Raw genomic sequence first — 22,548 nt, 5'->3', positions numbered from 1 at the left:
TGATGTTGGCAGGGGTTTTCGGCGCACCCTGCCCATCCCGAGTAACCAGCGATCCGACGATCCCAGGACATGTCCGTGACCATGGCCCAAGGAATGAGGCGCCTCGGCACACCGATCGCGGTGCTGCTGGGCATCGCGTTCGTGGGCCTGCTGGCGAGCTCCTGGCTGGTCAATCGCGAGGCATTGCGGCAGGCGGTGGAGAGCCAGATCCGCGCCGTGACCGGGCTCGAGCTCGTTGTCAAGGGACATATCGACGTCTCCTTGTTTCCGGGCAGCTATGTCTCGTTCCACGATGTCGGTCTGAAGGGCAGCGGCACCGAGGATCCGGCCCTGCGCGTCGACGTGCTGACCGCCAATCTGCAATTGTTGCCGCTGCTGTTGCAGCGGTTCGAAATCGCCGATGTCATGATGCTGCGGCCGCAGATCAACGTCACCCGCGAGGCCGACGGCAACAGCAACTGGACACCCTTCATCGAGACCATCGCGCGCACGATGCGCCCGGGGCCCGACAGCCAGATGTCGTTCTCCGAGATCCGCATCCAGGACGGCATCCTGGTCTACGAGGACACCGGCCATCATGCTTCCGAGCGGCTCGACGATATCGACCTGTCGCTCGCCTGGCCGTCGATCTCGCGCTCGTTCGCGGCGACCGGACAGTTCGATTGGCGCGGTCAGCGCATCGAGGGATCCATCAGCGTCAGCGACTTCCTGGCTGCGCTGTCGGGAGACCGGTCCGGCTTGAAGATGCGGCTCGCCAGCCCGCCGCTGAAGGTCGCCTTTGACGGCACGGTCGCGAATCGCACCAGCGCGCTGATGGAAGGTACGCTGACGGTGGACAGCCCGTCGCTCCGCGACGCGCTGCGCTGGACGGGGCAGACGCCGCTCGGCGGCGGCGGCTTCGGGCGCTTCGCCTTGCGTGCGCGCGCCAACGTGGTCGGCGCCTCGATCGCACTCACCAATGTCAATGTCGAGCTCGACGGCAACACCGCCGAGGGCGTCATGACCTACGCCAATAACGGCCGGCAGACGCTGCAGGCGACGCTGGCGGCCGACGCGCTCGACTTCACCCCCTACATTTCGACGATCCGGCTGCTGGCCAATGGGGCCCGCGACTGGAATCGGCAGCTCTTCGACCTCAAGGCCTTGTCCACCACCGACCTCGACATGCGGCTATCGGCCGCAAAGGTCACGGTCGGCTCCTCGAAAATCGGACGCACGGCGTTCGGCGCCAACCTGCGCAACGGCGTGCTCGCCCTCTCGGTCGGCGAGGCGCAGATGTATGGCGGCATCGTGCGCGGCTCGTTTGGGATCGCCCGTGCCGACACCGTGGCCGACGTGAAGGCCGAGCTGCAATTCAACGACGTCGATCTGCAGGCCTGCGCCAACGAGATGTTCGGCGTGTCGTCGCTGTCGGGACGCGGCAATCTCAACGTCTCGCTGACGGCTTCGGGCTCGAGCCCGTTCGGGCTCGCCCAGTCGCTCGACGGCAGCGCCAACCTGCAGGGCCGCGATGGCGCGATCTCCGGCTTCAACGTCGAGCAGCTCCTGAAGCGCCTCGAGCGCAGCCCGCTGTCGCGCGGCGGCAATTTCCGCTCCGGTTCGACGCCTTACGACTCGCTGACGATCGCGGTCAAATTCTCCGAGGGCATCGCGACCGCCGAGGACATCCGCGTCGAGAGCCCGACCGCGCGCATCACCATGACCGGCACGGCCTCGGTGCCGACACGGGAATACGATTTCAAGGGCGTCGCGAGCCTGCTGTCGTCAGGCAATGGCAGCAACGGCTTCGAGCTGCCTTTCGTCGTCCAGGGCCCCTGGGAAGATCCGCTGATCTTTCCCGATCCGGAAAGCCTGATCCGCCGCGCCCCAGCCGCCGCCCCGCTGCTCGATGCGGTCAAGGACCGCAAGACGAGGGATGCGGTGCGCTCGGTGCTGGAACGATTCACCGGCGGCGGATCACGCCCGGCCCAGCCGGACAACGTGCCGCAGGCTGACGCTCCGACAGGCGACACTCCGACCAAGCAGAACTGACCAACGCGGCTTGCTTCGCGTGCCGATACACGGCCGCCGCCACGACCTATGTCTGATATATTACTTCTGGATCACGTCGGGTCCCTGGGCTAGTGTCCCGCCACAACCGATCAAGCAAGATCGGCGGATCAGGGAGAGACACGTGAAATCCAGGGGAATGGGTGCGCTTTCGATCGCAGTCGCAGCCGCCGGGCTTTTTTGCGCTGCAGCACCGGCCATCGCTCAGGACACCATCACGATCTGGTGGAGCAAGGGCTTCTACAAGTCCGAGGACGATGCGCTGCTCAACGTCGTCAAGAAGTTCGAGGCCAAGACCGGCATCAAGGTCGAGCTGTCGCAATACGCGATCCAGGACATGATTCCGAAGACGGTCGCCGCGCTCGATTCGGGCACCGTGCCCGACGTGGCCTACGCCGACACCTACGACGTTCAGGCCCAGGGCAAGTGGGCCTACGAAGGCAAGCTCGAGGATCTCACCGACATCCTGGAGCCGATGAAGTCGGCGTTCGCTCCGAACACGCTCGAGACCGCCTACCTCTACAACAACGTCACCAAGAAGAAAGCCTATTACGGCTTCCCGCTGAAGCAGCAGAGCATGCACGTCCAGATCTGGGGCGACCTGCTGAGCAAGGCCGGCTTCAAGCAGAGCGACATCCCCACCAAGTGGGAAGACTACTGGACGTTCTGGTGCGACAAGGTGCAGCCGGCGGTCCGCAAGGCCACCGGCCAGCGCATGTATGGCGTCGGTCAGCCGATGGGCGTGGAATCCACCGACTCGTTCCAGTCGTTCTACACCTTCATGGACGCCTACAACGTCAAGCTGGTCGACGACGACGGCAAGCTGCTGGTCGACGACCCCAAGGTGCGCGACGGCCTCGTCAAGGCGATGAAGGATTATACCGACACCTACATCAAGGGCTGCACGCCGCCCTCGTCCACGACCTGGAAGGATCCGGACAACAACGTCGCGTTCCACAACAAGACGATCGTGATGACCCACAATTTCACGATCTCGATCGCGGCCAAGTGGTTCGAGGACTCCACCAACCCGGCGCTGACGCCCGAGCAGCGCGCGGCCGGCAAGAAGGCCTATGAGGAGGACATCATCACCGCGTCCTTCCCCAACAAGCCGGACGGCACGCCGATCAAGTACCGCTCCGACGTCAAGACCGGACTGATCTTCGCCAATGCTCCTCACAAGGCGCAGGCCAAGGAATTCATCAAGTTCCTGATGCAGGAGGAGAACCTCGGCCCCTACATCGAGGGCGCGCTGGGCCGCTGGTTCCCCGTGACGACCGCAGGCCAGAAGAGCCCGTTCTGGCAGGCCGACCGCCATCGCAAGGCCGTGTACACCCAGTTCACCGGCGGCACCACGCCGTTCGACTTCACCAAGAACTACAAGTTCACGATCCTCAACAATGAGAACGTCTGGGCCAAGGCGATGAACCGCGTGGTCAGCGAGAAGGTGCCGGTCGAAAAGGCCGTCGACGAGCTGATCGCGCGGCTGAAGGAGGTCGCCGGCTAGTCTCTCGCCTCGCGAGGCACTAGCTTGAGATCCTGAAAACGACAACAAGTGCCGGCCGCAGTGTCTGCGGCCGGTTCGGCAATAGGCTTGGAACAGACGACCATGGCGATCACGCTCTCAGCTTCCGATTCCGCGCTCGCGGAAGCGCCGCGCCCGGTGCTGCTGACACCGTCACAGGTATGGGGCATCGTCATGCTTGCCCCCTATTTGCTCGTCTTCCTTGCCTTCGTCGTCTATCCCGTCGGCTACGGCCTGTGGCTCGCCCGCGAGCCGGCCAGCTACGTCGCGCTGTATAACGACCCCATCTTCGCGCGCGCCGCCGTCAACACGCTGATCTTCCTCCTGGTCGGCATCAATCTGAAGATGGTGATCGCGCTGTTCCTGTCCGGCTTCTTCGTGCAGCAGCGCGGCTGGATCAAATGGCTGTCGGTCATCTTCATCCTGCCCTGGGCGGTGCCTTCGATCCCGACCATCCTGTCGGTGCGCTTCATGCTCAATCCTGAATGGGGCGTGGTGAACCAGCTGATCTTCAAGTTCACCGGCGAAGATGGCCCGAACTGGCTGAACGACCCGACGGTCGCGCTGTCGATGGCGATCGGCATGCACATCTGGAAGTCGCTGCCGTTCTGGACCTTGATCCTGATGACCGGGCGGCTGGCGATCTCGCACGACCTGTTCGAGGCGGCCGAGGTCGACGGCGCCACCTGGTGGCAGAAGTTCCGCTACATCACCTGGCCGTCGATGCAGACGCTCTACATCACCTGCACGCTGCTCTCGATGATCTGGACGCTCGGAGACTTCAACAGCGTCTATCTCCTGACCGGCGGCGGTCCGGCCGATCTCACCCACGTGCTGGCGACGCTCGGCATCCGCTATCTCCGGCTCGATCAGCTCAGCCTCGCCATGGCCTCGATCGTCTGCGCGATGCCGCTGGTGCTGCCCCTGGTCTATTTCATGATGAAGCGGTTGTCGCGATGAAGCTCCCCACCCTCCGCGAAGTCGGCACCGAGGCCCGGCTGCTGCTGATCGGCATTCCCGTCTTCATCTGGACGATGATCCCGATCTACCACATGTTCCTGTTCGCGATCTCGCCGAAGGAGGACGCGTTCTCGGGCAAGCTGTGGCCGGACCATCCGACGCTGCACAATTTCTCGATCGTGTTCCACCAGCAGCATTACTTCCTGCGCGATTTCTGGGTCCAGTTCGGCAACTCGGTCGTGATCGCCATGGCCGTGGGCGCGCTGACACTGATCATTGCGACCTGTGCGGCCTATGCCATCTCGCGCCTGCGCGTGCCTGGCAGCCGGGTGGTGATGAACCTCGCGCTGTTCACCTATTTCATCCCCGCCGCGTTCCTCGCGGTACCGATGTATCGCACCATGGGCAAATACGGCCTGCTCAACAACGACTGGTCGCTGATCCTGGCGATGGTGACGATTGCCTCGCCCTACGCGATCTGGGTGCTGAAGCAGGCCTCCGACAAGCTGCCGGTCGAGCTGGACGAGGCTGCCGTCATGGACGGCGCCAGCCCGCTGCAGATCTTCCGCCTCGTCTATGTACCGCTGATGATGCCGTCGCTGGTCGCGATCGGAACGTATGCGGTGCTGCTCGCCTGGAACGAATACCTCTACGCGTTCCTGCTGCTTTCGAACGACAAGGATATCACGCTGCCCGTGGCGCTCGGCAACTTCCTGGCCGCCGACGATTCGCCGTGGGAGCTCCTGATGACCACCGGCTTCATCTACGCGTTGCCGCCCGCGGCGGTCTATTATGCCTTCAAGCGCTACATGGTGGGCGGCCTCACCGCCGGCGCCGTGAAGTCGTGACGGAGCGATGAGGGTCGGATTTCGTCAGGGACGGTTCGAGGACGCTTCGCGGCCGAACTGGGATGGCGACGGGCCGCGCCCGATCGACTGGTTCGCTTGGTATCCAGCCGCCAACGGCGCCGTGGAAACGGCGCTCCCTATCGCACCATGGCCGAAGGACTGGTTCAAAGCGGGACCAGCGGCTTTGAATGTGCCGCTCGCTGCAAGCGCGGGCGCCTGTCCTCTCGTCGTGTACTCGCACGGCACCGGCTGCAACGGCCTGCAGTCCGAATGGCTGGCGCGCGAACTGGCAAGCCGCGGCTTTGTCGCGGTCGCCGTCAATCATCATGGCAACAGCAATGCCGAGCCGTACCGAGCAGAGGGCTTCCTCTGCTCATGGGAGCGCCCGCGCGACGTATCCTTGCTGATCGACCACATCGTCGCTCATCCCGATTTCGAAGGCCGCATCAACCTCGACCGCATCTACGCCGTCGGCTATTCGCTCGGCGGCGTCACGGCCACCGCCCTGCTCGGCGCCATCATGATCCGCTCGCCGTTCGAGCCAGGCGCCAATCACGGCCGCGGGCCTCGCGAGTTTCCCGATCTCGTCGATCATCTGCCGCGGCTGATGGAGAAGAGCCCAATCTTCCGCGACTCCTGGGCGCGCATGTCCGCATCCTATCGCGATCCCCGCATCAAGGCGGCGCTGCTGCAGGCGCCGGGACGCTCGGTTCAGGGCTTCTCCGAGGACAGCATCGCCGCGATCAACGTCCCGACGCGCATCATGGTCGGCGGCGCCGATGCGCTGCTGCCGGCCTCACGCTGGCTGCATGAGCGACTGAGCGGTAGCGCGTTCGAGATCGTCGCCGACGACGCCGGGCACTACGTCTTCCTGCCGGAGAGTACCGAGCTCGGCAGACAGAGCGATCCGGCTTGCTGCGTCGACCCGCCATCGGTCGACCGCGGCACGATCCATCGCGCGGTCGTCACCGCCGCCTTGCGTCTGTTCTCGCGTTGATCAATGCTGTCTCAGCATTCTCTGTCATTATAGCGGAGCTGCGCTCTCGCCGCGATCACTCGACAGCTTCGAGGCCAGCGACGCGATGATGATCACCACGGCAATCAGTCCGATCACCAGCGTGCAAATCGCGTTAATCTCGGGCTTCACCCCGAGCCGCACCTCCGAATAGATCCGGATCGGCAAGGTCGCCGAGCCCGGCCCGGTGGTAAAGCTCGCGATCACGAGATCGTCGAGTGACAGCGTGAAGGCCAACATCCAGCCCGCGACCACCGCCGGCGCGATCAGCGGCAATGTCACCATCACGAACGCGCGCAGCGGATCGCAGCCGAGATCCATCGCGGCTTCCTCCAGGCTGCGGTCGAGCGAGACCAGCCGCGACTGCACGACCACCGCGACGAAGCACATCGTGAGGGTGGTGTGGGCGACCGTCACCGTCCAGAAGCCGCGCTCGGCGTCCAGCGCCACGAACAGCAGCAGCAGCGACAGGCCGGTGATCACCTCGGGCATCACCAGCGGCGCATACAACATGCCGGAGAACAGCATGCGGCCGCGAAATCCCTGGCCACGCGACAGCGCCACCGCAGCCAGCGTGCCGAGCACCGTCGCCGCGGTGGCCGAGGTGGCGCCGACGCTCAGGCTCATCCAGGCCGCATCGATCATGGCGCGATCGCTGAAGAACTCGTGATACCAGCGCAGCGACCAGCCGCCCCACACCGTGACCAGGCGCGAGGCGTTGAACGAATAGATCACCAGGATCAGGATCGGGAGGTAAAGAAAGGCGAGCCCAAGCGTCAGCGACGCGACGTTGAAGCGCGACAGGCGGGAGGGATTAGGCACGATCTCCTCCTCGCTCAATCCCAGTGAAACCCTCTCCGTTCCCTCCCCCCTTGTGGGGGAGGGTCAGGGAGGGGGGCACCCAGCAAAGACCGCCAATGCGGACCCCCACCCCCAACCCCTCTCCGCAAGGGGGAGGGGAGCGAGAGAGCGTGCCTTGCTGTACGCCATCCATCACCTGCTCTCCTCCAACTGCCGGCGCTGCAGCCGGTCGTAGAGCAGAAGCGGAAGCAGCAGCACGACCAAGAGGACCACGGCGATGCTGGAGGCCACCGGCCAATCCTTGTTGGTGAAGAATTCGAGCCAGAGCGTCTGGCCGATCATCAGCGATTTCGACCCGGCGAGCAGATCGGGAATGACGAACTCTCCGACCACCGGGATGAAGCACAGCAGCGCGCCCGCGCCGACGCCGGGCAGCGACAGCGGAAACGTCACCAGCCAGAAGATCTCGCGCGGCGAGGCGCCGAGATCGGCGGCGGCCTCCTCCAATGCCGGCTCCAGCTTGGTCAGCGTCGCGAACAGCGGCAGGATCATGAACGGCAGATAGGAATAGACGATGCCGACATACATCGCGCTGTCGGTCGACAGCCACACCACCGGCGTGGACACCAGATGCAGCGCGAGCAGGATCTGGTTCAGGAGGCCGTCATGCTGCAGGATGTTGACCCAGGCGTAGATGCGGATCAGGAACGAGGTCCAGAACGGCACGATCACCAGCATCATCGCGATGCCCTGCCAACGCTTCGGCAGGCGCGCCATGCCATAGGCGATCGGGTAGCCGATCAGGAGCAGGATCGCCGTCGACGTCGCCGCGACGACGACGCTGCGCAGATAGGATGAAAGATACAGGTCGTCCGACAGCAGCAGACGGAAATTGTCGAGCGACAGCGCCGCAAATGCATCCCGGAGCGACGACAAACCATCAGCCAGCGAGAACACCGGCGTATAGGGGGGCTGCGCGATCGCGGTCTGCGACAGGCTGATCTTGGCGACGAAGGCGAACGGCACCAGGAAGAACAGCACCATCCAGACATAGGGCGCGATCGCCGCGAAGCGGGCCGGGCGCGAGAAGATGCGGCCCGCGCTCATCGCTCCAGCACCACGCAATCGTCGGGCGTGAACCAAGCCACCACGCGCTGGTTCAGGCCATAGCCGTCGGCATCGAGCCGGGCGGTGTTGGCCTGCGCGGCGTGAAGCACGGCGCCGCCGTCGAGCTTGATCTTGTAGACAGTCCTGCCGCCGAGATAGCTCGTATCGGTGATGGCACCCTCGACACAATTGATCGCAGCAGCATCGCCGGCCGGTCGACGGAGCGCGAGGCGGATCTTCTCCGGACGGATCGCGACCGCGACCTTGCTCTCGCTGATCGGTGCCATCGGCTGCGCCACGACCAGCTCACCCGCAGTGTGGGTCACGACCCTGAGCCGGAGCGGCTCCCGCGCGGTCACCTCGCCCTCGAACAGATTGATGTCGCCGACGAACTCCGCGACCCACCGCGACGCGGGCTCCTCATACAGACGTCGGGGGACCGCGACCTGCTCGAGCCTTCCCGCGTTCATCACCCCGATCCGGCTCGCCACCGTCATCGCCTCCTCCTGGTCGTGGGTGACGATGATGAAGGTCATGCCGAGCTTGCGCTGCAGCTCCATCAGCTCGACCTGCGTGCTCTCGCGCAGCTTCTTGTCGAGCGCAGCCATCGGCTCGTCGAGCAGCAGCACCTGCGGCCGGCGCGCCAGTGAGCGCGCCAGGGCGACGCGCTGCTTCTGCCCGCCCGAGAGCTGATCCGGCTTGCGCTTCTCCAGCCCTTCGAGCCGCACCAGCGCCACCATCTCGGCAACGCGCGTGGCGATCTCGGCGCGCGGCATGCCGGCGCGCTTCAGGCCGAAGGCGATGTTGTCGCGCACGTTCAGATGCGGGAACAGCGCGTAGTTCTGGAACATCATGTTGACGGGCCGCTGATGCGGCAGCACCTGCGCGATGTCCTCGCCCGACAGCAGGATGCGCCCTTCATCCGGCGTCTCGAAGCCGGCCAGCATGCGCAGCAAGGTCGTCTTGCCGCAGCCGCTGGGGCCGAGCAGCGCGAAGAACTCGCCGGCACGGATGTCGAGCGAGACGCCGTCGACGGCGCGGAAGCTGCCGAAGGTCTTGACGAGGTTCTCGATCCGCAGGATCGGCGGCTGAGCATCGGGACGCGGTTCCGGCGCTGGTGATGCTGCCGGCTCTCCGGCAGGCGCTGGGTTTGCGATGTCGTCAGCCATGTCCCGATCAAATCACCCTGCGCGGCCACAACGGCCGGCCGGTCGGCAAGCTAGCCGCCCACGGATTGCAGCTCAACCGCGCGGGCCGGACTATCCCCGCTCGCGTCAGCGGCCTGCGGCGTGCCCCGGCCACAGGCCGCAGTGGTCATGAACGCAGCGAGCGCATCGCGTTCGGCAGCGGGAAGCGTCAGACCCAGCTTGGTCCGCCGCCACAGCACGTCGTCGGGAAACCGCGCCCATTCGCGCGCCATGAGGTAGCGGACCTCCGCCTCGGTCAGCTGCGGCCCGAACGCCTGCCCGAGATCGGCCCGGCATCTCGCCTCGCCAAGGATCTCCGCCAGCCGGGTGCCGTAGGCGCCGAGCAGCCGCCGGGCCTCGGCTTCGCTGAGAAAGCGCCAGCGCTCCCGTGCGTCATCGACAAGATCCTCGAAACGGTCCCACGCGAAATCGCCACCCGGAAGCGGCGCTCTCGCAGTCCAGCGTGGCGACATCCGATAAAAGCGCGCAAGGCGGGAGACCGCCTGCTCGGCCCGGTGCCGGGCTGTCGTGACGTCGCCGCCGCACATGGTCAGGAGCGGCGCCTTGGCGCAGCCAGCATCGAGGCTCACGACCGTTTCCAGCCGCCCGCTGTCGGCGGCGCGCAGCACCATCATGTTGGCGCCGGCCACGCTCCGGACCACGTCCGCAGGCTGGATGTCCGAGCGGAAATAGCGGTTCGCCGCCTTGCAGAGATAGGCCACGTCTGCCGCCGGCACCGCCACCACGGCTGGGTCGCCCTTGAAGCCGTGGACCACCGTGCCGATCAGGGTGAAATCCTGCTCGTAGGGCTGGGCAAAGATCAGCCGTCCATCCGAATTCTGAAACACGTAGACCGCTTCGACATCGAACAGCCGCGGCACGATGATCTGGCTGACCTGCCGCGCGGTGACCCGCGGCGGCGGCTGACGCAGCACGGTCTCCGCCGTCGAGACGCTCCACGCGCCGGTGGCGTTGGCGAGCGCGCGGGAGGTGATGATGCGGCGATGGCCGCGGTCGATGATGGCGAGACGCCATATATGGTCGCGGTCGGCCCGCACGCAGCGGGCGCCGGTGCGGATCGACGCGCCGCGCTCGGCAGCATCCATCGCGGTCAGGACCACCAGGCGGGAATCGTCGACCACGCAATCGGAATAGTCGAATGCCGTCCCGATCGGACGCTTCAGGGCATCTCCGATCGGATGATGCGTGACGTCGAGCGCCGACGCAGCCGGCAACCGGTTGCGCGCAGCGAGGCGGTCGTAGAGCCAGAGTCCTGCGCGCAGTTGCCATGGCGGCCGCTCATTGGCGTGAGCTGGAATGGCAAAGCGGATCGGTCGGACCAGATGCGGCGCGACCGTGAGCCAGACGTCGCGCTCGGCAAGCGCGCGGCGCACGCGCAGAAAGCTGCGGCGCTCCAGCGCTGCGAGATCCCCATGCACCAGCCGCGACGTGGCCGACGAGGCCGCGCCGCCGAGATCGCCCTGCTCGACAAGGAGCACGCGCAGACCGCGGCCAGCCGCATCACGCGCCAAGCTGACGCCGTTCAGACCTCCGCCGATGATCGCAAGATCGTAGTCCGCCATACGCAAGGTCTTCGAGCGTGCCAGGACGAACGATCGTAGACCGGCGGAGATGATTCTCGTAGCGGCTTAGCTGTCATGCGCGCGGATAAATTCGCGCTGTTGCGCAACGGCCTCTGACCACGAGTGCCCGGTCAGCCGGTCTTGCGAACGGACGCGTCGTCGTCGTGAGCGCGACCGACGATGCCGTCGTATTTGTCGATCGGCAGGGGCTTGCCGAGCAGATAGCCCTGAACCGAGTCGCAGCCCTGCTCGGCGAGGAAGCCGAGCTGCTCGGGCGTCTCGACACCTTCCGCCACGATCGACATGTTCATGCCGTGACCCAGACCGATGACCGCACGAATGATCGCCGCCGATTGCGGGTTGCGGCCGATATTCATGACGAAGGCGCGGTCGATCTTGATCTTGTCGAACGGGAAGGCCTGCAGGTAGCTCAGCGACGAGTAGCCGCTGCCGAAATCGTCCATCGAGACGCGAACGCCGAGCGCCTTCAGCCGGCGCAGCAACGCGACACCACGATCGAAATCCTCGATCAGCACACCCTCGGTGATTTCGAGCTCGAGCCTGCCAGGCGCGAGCCCCGTCTCGAGCAGGATCGAATGGACCAGTGCGACAAGGTCACCATGAACGAACTGGGCCGGAGACAGGTTGACCGCGACCTGCAGCGGCTTCGGCCACGACGCCGCCTCGCGGCAGGCCTCGCGCAGGATCCACTCGCCCATCTCGACGATGAGGCCGCTCTCTTCCGCGAGCGGAATGAAGTCGCTCGGCGGCACGAAGCCGCGGACCGGGTGCTGCCAGCGCGCCAGCGCCTCGAAGCCGATGATCTCGCTGGCGTCGACAGTGCGGCCGGAGGCGGCCTGCGGCTGGAAGTACAGCGACAGTTCGCCATGCTTGATCGCGACAGACAGCTCCTGATGCAGAACGCGGCGGTCGCGGATCTGCTGATCCATTTCAGGCTCGTAGAAGGTGATGCTGCCGCGCGATTTGGCCTTGGCGCGGAACAGAGCGGCACCCGCATTGGCGAGCAGCGACGCCGGATCCGAACCATTGTGCGGGAACACCGAGATGCCCGTCGTCAGCGCTGTGCGAATCGACTTGCCGTCGATCTGGAAGTCCACCGCGATCGCCGCCGCCAACTGCTCGGCCAGCGCCCTGCCCGTCTCCGGTTGCTTGCCGTCGATGATCAGCCCGAACTCATCGCCGGAGAGACGCGCGACCACCCCGCCCCGGGCAACGGCATGGACGCGGCGGGCGACCTCGATCAACAGCTTGTCGCCGATGGCGTGGCCGAAGACGTCGTTGACGTCCTTCAGGCCCTTGAGATCGACATTCAGGACCGCGAACTCCTCGTCCGTGTCCGCGCAGGCCTCGATCATCTGGCTCAAGGCCTGCAGGAACGCGGCGCGGTTAGGCAGATCGGTCAGGCCGTCGTGATAGGCCATGTGCGCCATCCGCGATTCGGTCTGGCGCCGGTCGGTGACGTCCTCATAGGTCTTGATCAGATATTGCGGCTCGCCGGTCTCGCCCAGCACGGTTGCCCGTCGGGTCAGGAACAGCCGCAGACCGTCTTTGGTCGAGATCGGATGTTCCTCGGTCAGAAGGCTGCGCTTCTTGATGGCGGCTTCGTCGCGCGCCATGATCAGTCTGGCCTCGCGCGGATTGAAGATGTCGGCGGCGGTCAGGCCCGTGGCATCCTCGCGCTTGCGGTTGAGGATGATCTCGGCGCTGCGGTTGGCGAGCAGATAGCGGCCGTCGCTGACGCTCTCGACGATGAGCGAGACCGGAATGTTGTCGACGACCAGCTCCAGGAACTTCTTGCTGTTCTCCAGCTCGCGGCTCAGCGATCGCCGCTCCGTGGCATCGTCGAACAGCGCGATGAGGAACTGCGGCTCGTTCTTGTCGTTGCGTGCAACGACCCGATGGGCTTCGAGGATGCGCTTGTCGTTGCCGCGTTGAACGACCAGCTCGCTGCAATAGGTAGTGCCGGGCGCCAGCATCGCTTCGCGGTCGGCAGCCGCGATGTCGGCCGCGGTCGCGTCGCCGAAGAGGTCGCTCGGGCGCCGTCCGATGATCTGATCCCGCGGCATCCGAGAGAACTGCTCGAATGCTCGGTTGGCGAAGATGTAGCGGCCGTCGTCGATGTTCTTGGCGGCGACGCAGACGGGAACCTGATCGACCACCGATTCCAGGAACTGCTTGGTCGAGGCGAGCTCGCGCTCCAGCCGGCGCTGCACCGTGCAGTCTTCGTGGATGCCGATCGATCCGCCGGTCGGAAGACGGAATATCTGGGCTCGCACCACACGTCCGCCGGGCAGCTCGGTCAGGCACCCGTCCGGCTCCCGCGCCTGGCGCGCATAGTCTTCGACCGTCAGATTGAGCAGGCCGCGCTGCCGCCGCAACTCGACCAGATCCCGGCCGGTGCAACCGGGCGGAATGTCGGCCCGGCTCATGCCGTAGATCTCGAGGAAGCGATGGTTGTAGAAGACGACGCGGTTGGCGGCGTCCGTCAGCATCAATCCCTGGCTCAGATTGTTGAGCGCGGAGCTGATGAAGACGTTACGCCGCAGTTGAGCGCGCTTGGCGCGCCGCAAGGCCGAATGGATCCAGATCACGACCGAGGCGAGGAAGGCGCAGACGACGACCCCGGCGATCAACACTTCCCAGAGCACGTCCGGCTCGATGGTGCCCAGGTAGCCGGAGGGCGAGAAATCGGACGACGCAGCCCAGGCGCGCGTCGGCGCAGCCGCCCACGCTGCCATGGCGGCCATCGAGGCCGCAACGACGCACGCAGAAAACGCGTTTCGGTCGCTCGCCTGCCAATTCTTGCCAGCCATCAATCACCCGCGGTATTCGGCGACAGTATCTGGCTTCACCTATTGGGATCGGGTAAACGGGTTCGGCAAACTTCGAAAAAGACGAAGCAAATTTGGTCAATGGCCGCCCTATGATGAACGGTTTGCTAAGGGCGTGCGCACTCCGGACCGAGGTTCCACCCACCAGGGATTGCAGCAAGCCATGATTTCTCCGAATCGTCTCAGGACCGTGCATGGATAGAGTGGATTGCGTCGTCGTGGGCGCCGGCGTCGTCGGACTTGCCGTCGCACGACAGCTGGCCCGCGCCGGACGCGAGGTCATCGTTCTCGAGGCGGCCGAGGGCATCGGGACCGTCACTTCGTCTCGCAACAGCGAAGTGATCCACGCCGGCATCTACTACAAGGCTGGGAGCCTGATGGCCCGCTTCTGCGTGGCCGGCAAGCGCATGCTTTACCGCTATTGCGACGAGCATGGCGTGCCCTACCGCAATTGCGGCAAACTGATCGTTGCAACCAATCCGGCCGAGACCGAGAAGCTGCAGGGCATCCGCGCGCACGCCGAAGCCAACGGCGTCGAAGGAATGCGGCTGCTGGCTGGATCCGAAGCGCTGGCGCTGGAGCCGGCCCTGGCCTGCGAGGCGGCCCTGCTGTCGCCGTCGACCGGCATCCTCGACAGCCATGCCTTCATGCTGTCGCTGCGCGGCGAGATCGAGAACGCCGGCGGCGCCTTCGCCTTCCACACGCCGCTGCTGCGGGCCAAGGCAGCCGGAGAATCGATCGAGGTCGACGCGGGCGGCGCGCAGCCGATGACGCTGAGCTGCCGGCTGCTGGTGAACGCTGCCGGCCTCGACGCGCCCCCGGTGGCCCGGCGGATCGACGGCATGCCGTCGCCGCTGGTGCCGACGACCTATCTCGCCAAGGGCAACTATTTCAGCTGCAGCGCCCGGGCACCGTTCAGCCGGCTCATCTACCCGGTGCCGGAACCGGGCGGGCTCGGCGTCCACCTCACGCTCGACATGGCAGGCCAGGCCAGATTCGGCCCCGACGTCGAGTGGATCGACCGCATCGACTACACGGTCGATCCGGCGCGCGCCGAGCGCTTCTACCCGGCGATCCGCAAATACTGGCCGTCGCTGCCAGATGGGGCCCTGATGCCGAGCTATTCCGGCATCAGGCCGAAGATCGTACCGCCGGCCGTGGCGTCGCAGGATTTCGTCATTCAGGGCCCGCGCGATCACGGCGTGCCCGGACTCATCAATCTGTTCGGAATCGAATCGCCTGGATTGACGTCATCGCTCGCGATCGCGGCTCACGTCGGCGATCTCGCCTCGAGCTGAAGACCCTCGATATCGCGATGAACAGCCTGTCGCGATAGACACGCTGGGAGACAACGCAGGCAGATGCGTTCGCGTCGTCGTGTATCGTAACTAATTCGATTGAAGTTGCGTCTGGGATGGACTCGTCGCCATCCCAGGCGCACGGTCTTGCGATCAGATGATACGGCGGATGATGGTCACATGTCAGTGAAGTGTTTCGCTGGTTACCTGTCTCAAGCGCTCGATCTCATCCTTCACCATCAGTTTGCGTCGCTTCAGTTCGGCAATTCGCAGGTCGTCCGTCGATGGATGCAGGAGAGCTTGATGCAATTCGTTTTCAAGAACTTTATGCTTACGCTCCAGTTCAACGAGATGCGCCTGAATGGCCATTCGAAACCTCCTCGGTAGGTGAACCTGAGATTCGACCAGGGCTAATGAGTGTACACAAGTCGCTTGACCTGTCGATGGGGCCAAAAGACCGCACATGCAAATTTGAGCGCCGTGTGTAACGAAACGTGAGCTGATCCGGGCGAATCTAACGCCGGCGCCAACCTGAAATTCACGGGACAGCTGCACGGATCTTGAGGGGTGCGACTTGCTTATCAGCTTCGCAGGCGCAATATTTGCGCCCGCCTTCGCAAGGCTTTCCACTTCCTTCCGCTTTTTTGCTATCATAGATCATGGCTGACCAAGACGAGCGCGAACTGCAGGCCGAACTCGCGCGCCTGCAGCAGGAGCACCGCGACCTCGACGCGGCGATCGACGCTTTGCATCAATCGCCCGCCCCCGATTTGTTGCGGCTGCAACGACTGAAGAAGCGGAAGCTTCTGCTACGCGATCGGATCGCCTTCATCGAAGACCAGATCACGCCCGACATCATCGCCTGAGGCGAAGCGTCAGCACGGCTGACCGTATGCACCCAGGCAAGACAGCGATGCAGGATTTGCCGAAGCGCCTTGACAAAAGGAACAAAAAGGGAACAATTAGGCCATCCCTCGTAGTCCCCGGACAACAACAAGGATGGTTGTGATGCCCGCCTCCTTCTCCCCACAGGATCGCCTCTACGAACAGGCATGTGACCAAGCCATCGCGATGTGCGACGGCAATCTGCGCTCCACGATCAAGGCGCTGATCATGGCGAACGAGTATCTCGAGCTGGAGCTGCAGGAGCTGCGGGCCGCGATCTCCTGCGGCTGCATGCCCAACACCGCCTCGGACGCCGCGCAGAGCGATGCGGCCTGAGCCCGACGGCCTTTGAGGCTCTCCAGGCGATGACCCATGCACTTGCTCGGAGCTTCGGCGAGAGGTCAGGAGGAGCGTGCAATGCCCGATATCACCTACTACGTCGCGATGCCGTTCAGGCGGGACGAGGGTGGCATGTTGGTCGCGGGAACGGCTGAGGAATGCCAGAGCTCGTCGGCCGCGCTGCGTCGCGCGGAGGCCATGTCGCGCTTATCAGACAATATCGGCGCCATTGCCTTCAGCCGCAGCGGCGATCCATTGAAGGGGGAATTCAGCGACGCCCGGCTGCTGCACAAGTTCGGCGAGTTGCCTGACGATCTCGGCGAGCTGTGAGCGCCGTGTTCCGCCAGCTCGGTCATCGGCGCGGATGGCCGGTGAGCGTCACCGCTTGTCGCCCGGCAGGGTCGTTCGTTACGCGGGGCTCTCGTACCTTCGCTGGGCCTTGCGCATGTACATCGCGCGGTCGGCTTCCTCCAACGCACGTACTGGGTTGACGCGCTTGTCGAGAAGGGCAACCCCGGCCGACGCGCCGGCACGCACGGTCTGATCGCCGAAGGTGAAGGTCAGGCTGTCGATGGCCTGCTCCAGCTCCGCCGCCTTGGCATGCGCCTCCGTCGCGCTGAGGTGCCAAAGCAGCACGCCGAACTCGTCGCCGCCGAGCCGACCGATCACGTCGGAGGATCGGACCCGCTCGCCGAGGACACGCGCAACCGCCTTCAGGACCTCGTCACCGGCCGCATGGCCGAAGGTGTCATTGATGGGTTTCAACCGATCGACGTCGAGCACGACCAGGGCACCGGTCGCATCGTAACGCTTGATGAACGCGATGGAGCGATGGAGCTCGCGGGCGAAGCCGCGACGATTGAAGATGTCGAGCAGGAAATCGCGCTCGGCGGAGGCCGTGAGCTCGGCGATCCGCGCCTGCGCTGCCCTCAGCTCGGCCTTCAGGCGTCGGATCGTCTGCCGCGTGCCCGCCGATGCGGAACCAGGTTCAGGTGAGCGCGCGCCCCGAAGAACCCGATGACGGTACCGGGTTCTTCGCTTCCCGGCCCGCCACGCGGCCGCCATGCGCTTCTTTTTCATCGGACACCTGCCGCGCCGTCGTTTGGGCTTGCCGGGCTTAACCAAGACAGGATAGTCCATTCGGGCCTCCATGCCATGGCTTGCCGCTGTCGGGACCGATCCTATACTCCGGCCCATGCTGATGGATTCCCGAGAAGATTTGAGGTTATGACCGCCCCGATCGCCATTATCATGGGAAGCCAGTCGGACTGGGATACCATGCGCCATGCCGCCGACACACTCGGAGCGTTGGGCGTGAGCTACGACGCCCGTATCATCTCGGCGCACCGCACCCCGGACCGACTGTATGCCTTTGCCAAGGGCGCCAAGGCGGCCGGCTACAAGGTCGTCATCGCCGGTGCAGGCGGCGCCGCCCATCTGCCGGGCATGACGGCCTCGCTGACAGAGCTGCCCGTGTTCGGCGTTCCCGTCGAGTCGAAGGCGCTGTCGGGGGTCGATTCGCTATATTCCATCGTCCAGATGCCGGCCGGAATTCCGGTGGGAACGCTCGCCATCGGCAAATCCGGCGCCATTAACGCGGCGCTGCTGGCGGCGAGCGTGCTCGCTCTCTCCGATCCCGCGCTCGCCGGCCGTCTGTCGGCCTGGCGCCAGGCGCAGACCAATGCGATCGCCGAACGTCCGGAGGGCACGGCGTGACCGACTCCAATCGGGTGAAACTCAAGCCCGGCGACACCATCGGTATTCTCGGCGGCGGCCAGCTCGGCCGGATGCTGGCGCTTGCTGCGGCGCGGCTCGGGCTGCGCTGCCAGGTGTTCTCGCCGGACCCGGACTCCCCCGCCTTCGACGTGGTGCTGAACGCAACCTGCGCCGAATATGCCGACGTCGAGGCGCTCGAGCTGTTCGCCAATGACGTCGACGTCGTCACCTACGAGTTCGAAAACGTCCCCTCGGCCGCGGCCATGGTGCTGGCGGCGAGGCGCCCGGTGCTGCCGCGCCGCTCGGCGCTCGAGACGACCCAGGATCGCCTCACCGAGAAGGATTTCGTCACCTCGCTGGGCATCAGCACCGCGACCTATGCCGACGTGTCCTCGGTCGCCACCTTGCGCGAAGCCGCGTTCCGGATCGGCTTGCCGGCCGTGCTGAAGACGCGTCGGTTCGGCTATGACGGCAAGGGCCAGATCAAGATCCGCCCGGGTGACGATCTCGAGCGGATCTGGGCCGAACTCGGCACCAAGTCGGCGATCCTTGAGGCGTTCGTTCCGTTCGAGCGCGAGATCTCGGTCGTGGCGGCCCGAGCGGCCGATGGACAGGTCGAGTGCTTCGACGTCACCGAGAACGAGCATCGCGATCACATCCTGAAGGTGTCGCGGGCGCCGGCGCGCATCCCGGATGCGCTCGCCGACGAGGCCAGGGACATTGCGAGCCGGATCGCCACCGCCCTCGATTACGTCGGGGTGCTGGCCGTGGAGATGTTTGTGGTATCGGATGGTCCCACTCCAGGCGTCCTGGTCAACGAGATTGCCCCGCGGGTGCATAATTCCGGCCACTGGACCCTCGATGGCGCCTCGATTTCCCAGTTCGAACAGCACATCCGGGCGATCGCCGGTTGGCCGCTCGGCAAGCCGCTGCGCCATGGCCACGTCACGATGACGAACCTGATCGGGGACGAGATCGACAGCTACGAGCAGTGGCTCACGGTTCCCGGCGCGACCGTGCATCTCTACGGCAAGGGCGCCGCTCGTCCGGGCCGCAAAATGGGGCATGTGACCCAGGTCTCGCCACTGCCGCCGAGGCAGGGCTGAAATAAACCGCTCCGGCGAGGTTAAACTTGCGGTCAAGAGCCCGTCAGCGGGTGGACAGCGACGGTGTCCTCTGATACACGGGCGCGCTCAAGGTTAAGGGCGCGGGCATTTGCCAGCCCTGGCTTCACCAGATTTCAAACCGATAGACTGAGAAAGAGGATGCCGCGTGCAGGTTCTCGTTCGCGATAACAATGTCGATCAAGCCCTCAAGGCGCTCAAGAAGAAGATGCAGCGTGAGGGCATTTTCCGCGAGATGAAGCTTCGCGGCCATTACGAGAAGCCGTCCGAGAAGAAAGCCCGCGAGAAGGCCGAAGCCGTGCGCCGTGCGCGCAAGCTGGCCCGCAAGAAGTTGCAGCGTGAAGGCCTGCTGCCGATGAAGCCGAAGCCGGTGTTCGGCGCTGGCCCCGGCGGTGACCGTGGTGCTGGTCGTGGTCCGGGCGCAGGTGCCCGTCCCGGCGCGCCGCGCTGATCTGGCCACTTCAATCTGACGTCGTCTGAAGCGCGGGCCTTTGGCTCGCGTTTTTGTTTTGGGCGCTCCTTTTTGATTTTGCGCCTCTGGCCATCCGGCGACCGGATTCAATCCGGGTTGCTGCGCCCGCCCCTCGCATCGCTGCAGAGCTCGCCACTCCAAAGAAAAAGCGGCAGACCGGCCAGGCCCACCGCCTCGATCACGTCCGCGAACGATTCGACCGGCTATTTCGGCAGCACTGAGTGGAACACCGATTTCGCCGCCGACATCATGTCCTGCGCCACGCTGGACATCTGGTCCTTGATCGATGGATCAGCCTTGTCGGCGCGCAGGTCGAGCGGACGCAACTGCTGGACAGGGATCTCCGCCGGCGGGGTCGGGCGCCCGTCCGGCTGCAATGATCCCGTGTAGGTCGGGCTCGAGGCCGACGGCAAGGCAAGGCCCTGCTCGGCCGGTGGCGCAGAGACCGTCACGGGAGGCGGCAGCGGACGGACCGGCGACACCTGTGGCGCGACGGTCGCGATGCGCGGGGTCTCGCCAGCGCCCCGGGCTGCGTCGCTCGACGGCTTCTCGACAGCCGCCTTGCCGGCACCTTCGCTCGCGCGCAACCGCTCGATCGCCGCGCGGGCGAGATCAGCAGCATCCCGGCGATCGTCCTGCTGGGCCGCTGGGGCCTCGGCCGGAGTACCGCGCGCAATCAGCTTTTCCCGCGGCGACCCGGGATGGCGCGCGGCCTGCACATCGGTCGGGAGGTTCGCTGTTTCGGTCGGCTTCACTTCGACGGCCTTCTCCGCAGCCTTGTCGGCGAGCGACTTCTCCGAGACCCCCTTGGCCTTGATGCCAGGAGCGGTAATGCTGGAGACCTCCGTCGACGTTTCCGCCGGCTTGGCGTCGGACTTGGGATCGGCCTTCGCTTCCAGCTTGGCGGGGTCGATCCCCTTGCCCGTGGATTTCGGAGCGTCGCTCTTTGAGCCGGTGAGCTTGGCGTAGGCAGCCGACGCCACCGCCGCCACGGTCGATGGCGGCGAGTCGGGCTTGGTATTGATGTAGTGGTTGACGATGTAGGCCCCGATGATGGTGGCAACCACCGACGGGACGATCTCCATGGCGAACTTTGTGAGATATTTCAGCATGCTGACCACTCCCGCGCGGTATTTGCGGGAACTTTGAGGCACAATTAAGGGACCATCCCAGTACCTTCCGGAGCCCGCAACCTGCGATCCCTGCAGGCGCAACCGCCGAAAAGTCGTTCTCCTGAAGCCCTTTGAGACCGAAGCCGTGCTGCAATCCAAGATCGTATGGGCGCTGCCAACTGCTTCCGGATCGCCGGCTCAAGATACCACAATCAGCGGCATCCCGGTAAACAAATGGTTACGGCTTCAATTCAACTTCGAGGAAAACGATCTCGGAACCAGTCTCATTCAGGACATCGTGTTCGACACCGGCTTTGCGGAAATAGGATTTGCCGACCGCGAGCTGCGCCTTCGAGCGCTCGCCGGACGGCGCCACGATCGTCATCTCGCCCGCGGTGACCGGCACGATCACGTAATCCATCTCATGAACGTGGCGCCCCGTGGCACTGCCGGGCAATAGCCGCCACTCCGTGACGCGGACTTCGGGCGTATCGACCTGGACGTCGGACTGGGCGCTGAGCATGGGGGATCTCTTGAATCAGGGGACGAAGAGCAGGAACAGGAATATCGCGAACACCACCATGTGCACCAGCCCGAACAGGATGTTCGTCCGTCCCGTGCCGAAGGTCAGCATGCTTAGGACGAAGGTCAGGACCAGCAGCACTATTCCCTGCGGGTCCAGCCCGAGGACGAGCTGCTTGTCGAGCACATGGGCGGCGACCGCCACTGCCGGGATGGTCAGCCCTATGGTGGCGAGCGAGGAGCCAAGCGCGAGATTGATGCTCTTCTGAAGGTCGTTGGCGCGGGCGGCCGAGAGGGCGGCGATACTCTCCGGCAGCAGGATCAACAGCGCCACGAGCACGCCTGCGACCGCCTGCGGCGCACCCGTTGCGGCAACGCCGGCGTCGACCACCAGCGAGAACTTCTTGGCAAGCAGGACCACAGCGAGCAGTGCGACCAGCAGCAGCCCGACACTGAGCAACAGCTTCGCACGCGGCAGCCGGACATCGTCATCGGCGAACCCAGCCGAGCCGCCGACGAAATAATCCCGATGGCGGGTGGTCTGCGTATACAGGAACACCGCGTAGAGCAGGATCGTCACGACGCTGACGAAGGCGATCTGCACGGCAGAATACACCGGACCAGGCGACGTCAAGGTATAATTCGGCAGCACCAGTGTGATGGTTGCCATCGTGAACAGTACGCTGAGATACAGATTGGCACCGGAGACCAGCACGTCCTGCTCGCGATAGCGCAGGCCGCCGATGAAGATGCAGATGCCGGCCAGGCCGTTGCACACGATCATGACGACCGCGAACACGGTGTCGCGGGCCAGCGCGGGCGCAGCCTTGTCGCCGAGCATGATGGTGGCGATCAGCGCCACCTCGATCACCGTCACCGCCAGGGTCAGGAGCAGCGTGCCGAACGGCTCGCCGATCTCATGCGCGATCACCTCGGCATGGTGCACGGCCGCGAACACCGTGCCGAACAGGATCACCAGCAGCACCGCGGCGAAGACCACGCCGGCGGCCGAAGGCGTGAAGTCATAATGCGTCGCCGTGACGATCGCGACGAGCGCGACCGCCAGGCCGGGAAAGATCACCGATGATGCGGGCGTTGCGCCCTTCACGCTCATGATTCGCGTCCTTCGATCCGTTCTGTCCGACTATGCGCG

Annotated in this window: 22 protein-coding genes; 12 read left to right on the top strand and 10 right to left on the bottom strand. The window is 65.0% G+C overall.

Going from position 1 to position 22,548, the window contains the following annotated elements; all coding sequences use genetic code 11:
- The first annotated feature begins 81 nt into the window (after positions 1 to 81).
- From QW881_RS05565 to QW881_RS05545, 5 genes are all read left to right on the top strand, one after another.
- Positions 82 to 2,031, top strand: coding sequence for an AsmA family protein (locus QW881_RS05565; protein ID WP_315756105.1), 1,950 nt, complete (start codon positions 82 to 84; stop codon positions 2,029 to 2,031).
- Positions 2,032 to 2,173: 142 nt separating this feature from the next.
- Positions 2,174 to 3,556, top strand: a complete 1,383-nt coding sequence (locus tag QW881_RS05560) for an ABC transporter substrate-binding protein (protein WP_315717541.1) — start codon at positions 2,174 to 2,176, stop codon at positions 3,554 to 3,556.
- A gap of 102 nt (positions 3,557 to 3,658) precedes the next feature.
- Positions 3,659 to 4,534, top strand: coding sequence for a sugar ABC transporter permease (locus QW881_RS05555; RefSeq protein ID WP_315736354.1), 876 nt, complete (start codon positions 3,659 to 3,661; stop codon positions 4,532 to 4,534).
- Positions 4,531 to 5,382 carry a carbohydrate ABC transporter permease gene (locus QW881_RS05550; protein ID WP_172109925.1) on the top strand — a complete coding sequence of 284 codons (852 nt, stop codon included), beginning with the start codon at positions 4,531 to 4,533 and terminating at the stop codon, positions 5,380 to 5,382. Before QW881_RS05555 ends, QW881_RS05550 begins: the two co-directional genes overlap by 4 nt.
- Positions 5,383 to 5,389: 7 nt before the next feature.
- On the top strand, positions 5,390 to 6,379 hold the full coding sequence (locus QW881_RS05545) for an alpha/beta hydrolase family protein (protein WP_315756079.1): 990 nt from the start codon (positions 5,390 to 5,392) through the stop codon (positions 6,377 to 6,379).
- A gap of 27 nt (positions 6,380 to 6,406) precedes the next feature.
- Here the strand turns inward: QW881_RS05545 and QW881_RS05540 are convergent, their stop codons facing one another.
- From QW881_RS05540 to QW881_RS05520, 5 genes are all read right to left on the bottom strand, one after another.
- Positions 6,407 to 7,219: an ABC transporter permease gene (locus tag QW881_RS05540; protein ID WP_315756078.1), complete on the bottom strand. Its 813-nt coding sequence runs from the start codon at positions 7,217 to 7,219 to the stop codon at positions 6,407 to 6,409.
- 171 nt (positions 7,220 to 7,390) lie between these two features.
- Positions 7,391 to 8,305, bottom strand: a complete 915-nt coding sequence (locus QW881_RS05535) for an ABC transporter permease (RefSeq protein ID WP_315756077.1) — start codon at positions 8,303 to 8,305, stop codon at positions 7,391 to 7,393.
- Positions 8,302 to 9,474, bottom strand: coding sequence for an ABC transporter ATP-binding protein (locus QW881_RS05530; protein ID WP_315756076.1), 1,173 nt, complete (start codon positions 9,472 to 9,474; stop codon positions 8,302 to 8,304). Before QW881_RS05530 ends, QW881_RS05535 begins: the two co-directional genes overlap by 4 nt.
- 50 nt (positions 9,475 to 9,524) lie before the next feature.
- The gene (locus QW881_RS05525; RefSeq protein ID WP_315756075.1) at positions 9,525 to 11,075 is read right to left on the bottom strand and encodes a glycerol-3-phosphate dehydrogenase; all 1,551 of its coding nucleotides are present in this window, start codon (positions 11,073 to 11,075) and stop codon (positions 9,525 to 9,527) included.
- Between the two features lie 131 nt (positions 11,076 to 11,206).
- Complete coding sequence (locus QW881_RS05520; protein WP_315756074.1) at positions 11,207 to 13,909, bottom strand: EAL domain-containing protein; 2,703 nt, start codon at positions 13,907 to 13,909, stop codon at positions 11,207 to 11,209.
- Positions 13,910 to 14,121: 212 nt separating this feature from the next.
- Between QW881_RS05520 and QW881_RS05515 the strand changes: the two genes are divergently transcribed.
- Positions 14,122 to 15,225 (top strand): NAD(P)/FAD-dependent oxidoreductase, encoded by a 1,104-nt coding sequence (locus QW881_RS05515; protein WP_315756073.1) that lies wholly within the window; start codon positions 14,122 to 14,124, stop codon positions 15,223 to 15,225.
- Between the two features lie 183 nt (positions 15,226 to 15,408).
- Here the strand turns inward: QW881_RS05515 and QW881_RS05510 are convergent, their stop codons facing one another.
- A complete protein-coding gene (locus QW881_RS05510) occupies positions 15,409 to 15,594 on the bottom strand; it encodes a YdcH family protein (RefSeq protein ID WP_315736346.1) in 186 nt (61 codons plus the stop codon).
- A 290-nt stretch (positions 15,595 to 15,884) separates the two neighbouring features.
- Between QW881_RS05510 and QW881_RS05505 the strand changes: the two genes are divergently transcribed.
- The 3 genes from QW881_RS05505 (at position 15,885) to QW881_RS05495 (ending at position 16,779) form a co-directional block, all read left to right on the top strand.
- Positions 15,885 to 16,091, top strand: coding sequence for a YdcH family protein (locus QW881_RS05505; protein WP_009028242.1), 207 nt, complete (start codon positions 15,885 to 15,887; stop codon positions 16,089 to 16,091).
- 142 nt (positions 16,092 to 16,233) lie between these two features.
- The gene (locus QW881_RS05500) at positions 16,234 to 16,446 is read left to right on the top strand and encodes a hypothetical protein (RefSeq protein ID WP_315736345.1); all 213 of its coding nucleotides are present in this window, start codon (positions 16,234 to 16,236) and stop codon (positions 16,444 to 16,446) included.
- Positions 16,447 to 16,527: 81 nt separating this feature from the next.
- Positions 16,528 to 16,779, top strand: coding sequence for a hypothetical protein (locus tag QW881_RS05495; RefSeq protein ID WP_315736344.1), 252 nt, complete (start codon positions 16,528 to 16,530; stop codon positions 16,777 to 16,779).
- A gap of 78 nt (positions 16,780 to 16,857) precedes the next feature.
- Here QW881_RS05495 and QW881_RS05490 read toward each other — a convergent pair whose 3' ends face one another.
- Positions 16,858 to 17,589, bottom strand: a complete 732-nt coding sequence (locus QW881_RS05490; protein WP_315756072.1) for a GGDEF domain-containing protein — start codon at positions 17,587 to 17,589, stop codon at positions 16,858 to 16,860.
- A gap of 87 nt (positions 17,590 to 17,676) precedes the next feature.
- On the opposite strand from QW881_RS05490, the gene purE reads away from it, so the two are divergent.
- From purE to rpsU, 3 genes are all read left to right on the top strand, one after another.
- Positions 17,677 to 18,165 (top strand): 5-(carboxyamino)imidazole ribonucleotide mutase, encoded by a 489-nt coding sequence (purE, locus tag QW881_RS05485; RefSeq protein WP_315756071.1) that lies wholly within the window; start codon positions 17,677 to 17,679, stop codon positions 18,163 to 18,165.
- Positions 18,162 to 19,271 carry a 5-(carboxyamino)imidazole ribonucleotide synthase gene (locus QW881_RS05480; RefSeq protein ID WP_315756070.1) on the top strand — a complete coding sequence of 370 codons (1,110 nt, stop codon included), beginning with the start codon at positions 18,162 to 18,164 and terminating at the stop codon, positions 19,269 to 19,271. The genes purE and QW881_RS05480 overlap by 4 nt, the downstream gene beginning before the upstream one ends.
- A gap of 166 nt (positions 19,272 to 19,437) precedes the next feature.
- Positions 19,438 to 19,740 (top strand): 30S ribosomal protein S21, encoded by a 303-nt coding sequence (gene rpsU / locus QW881_RS05475; RefSeq protein ID WP_011924350.1) that lies wholly within the window; start codon positions 19,438 to 19,440, stop codon positions 19,738 to 19,740.
- A 224-nt stretch (positions 19,741 to 19,964) separates the two neighbouring features.
- Here rpsU and QW881_RS05470 read toward each other — a convergent pair whose 3' ends face one another.
- From QW881_RS05470 to QW881_RS05460, 3 genes are all read right to left on the bottom strand, one after another.
- A complete protein-coding gene (locus tag QW881_RS05470; RefSeq protein ID WP_316158340.1) occupies positions 19,965 to 20,873 on the bottom strand; it encodes a hypothetical protein in 909 nt (302 codons plus the stop codon).
- Positions 20,874 to 21,111: 238 nt separating this feature from the next.
- Complete coding sequence (locus QW881_RS05465) at positions 21,112 to 21,396, bottom strand: cupin domain-containing protein (protein WP_315717559.1); 285 nt, start codon at positions 21,394 to 21,396, stop codon at positions 21,112 to 21,114.
- 15 nt (positions 21,397 to 21,411) lie between these two features.
- Entirely contained in the window at positions 21,412 to 22,509 is a 1,098-nt protein-coding gene (locus QW881_RS05460; RefSeq protein ID WP_315756068.1) for an ionic transporter y4hA, read from the bottom strand.
- Positions 22,510 to 22,548 lie beyond the last annotated feature (39 nt).

Origin of the sequence: Bradyrhizobium sp. SZCCHNS3016 (genome assembly GCF_032484535.1) — a bacterium.
In the GTDB taxonomy this organism is placed as follows: domain Bacteria; phylum Pseudomonadota; class Alphaproteobacteria; order Rhizobiales; family Xanthobacteraceae; genus Bradyrhizobium.
This window is presented reverse-complemented; position numbering and strand designations above follow the sequence as displayed.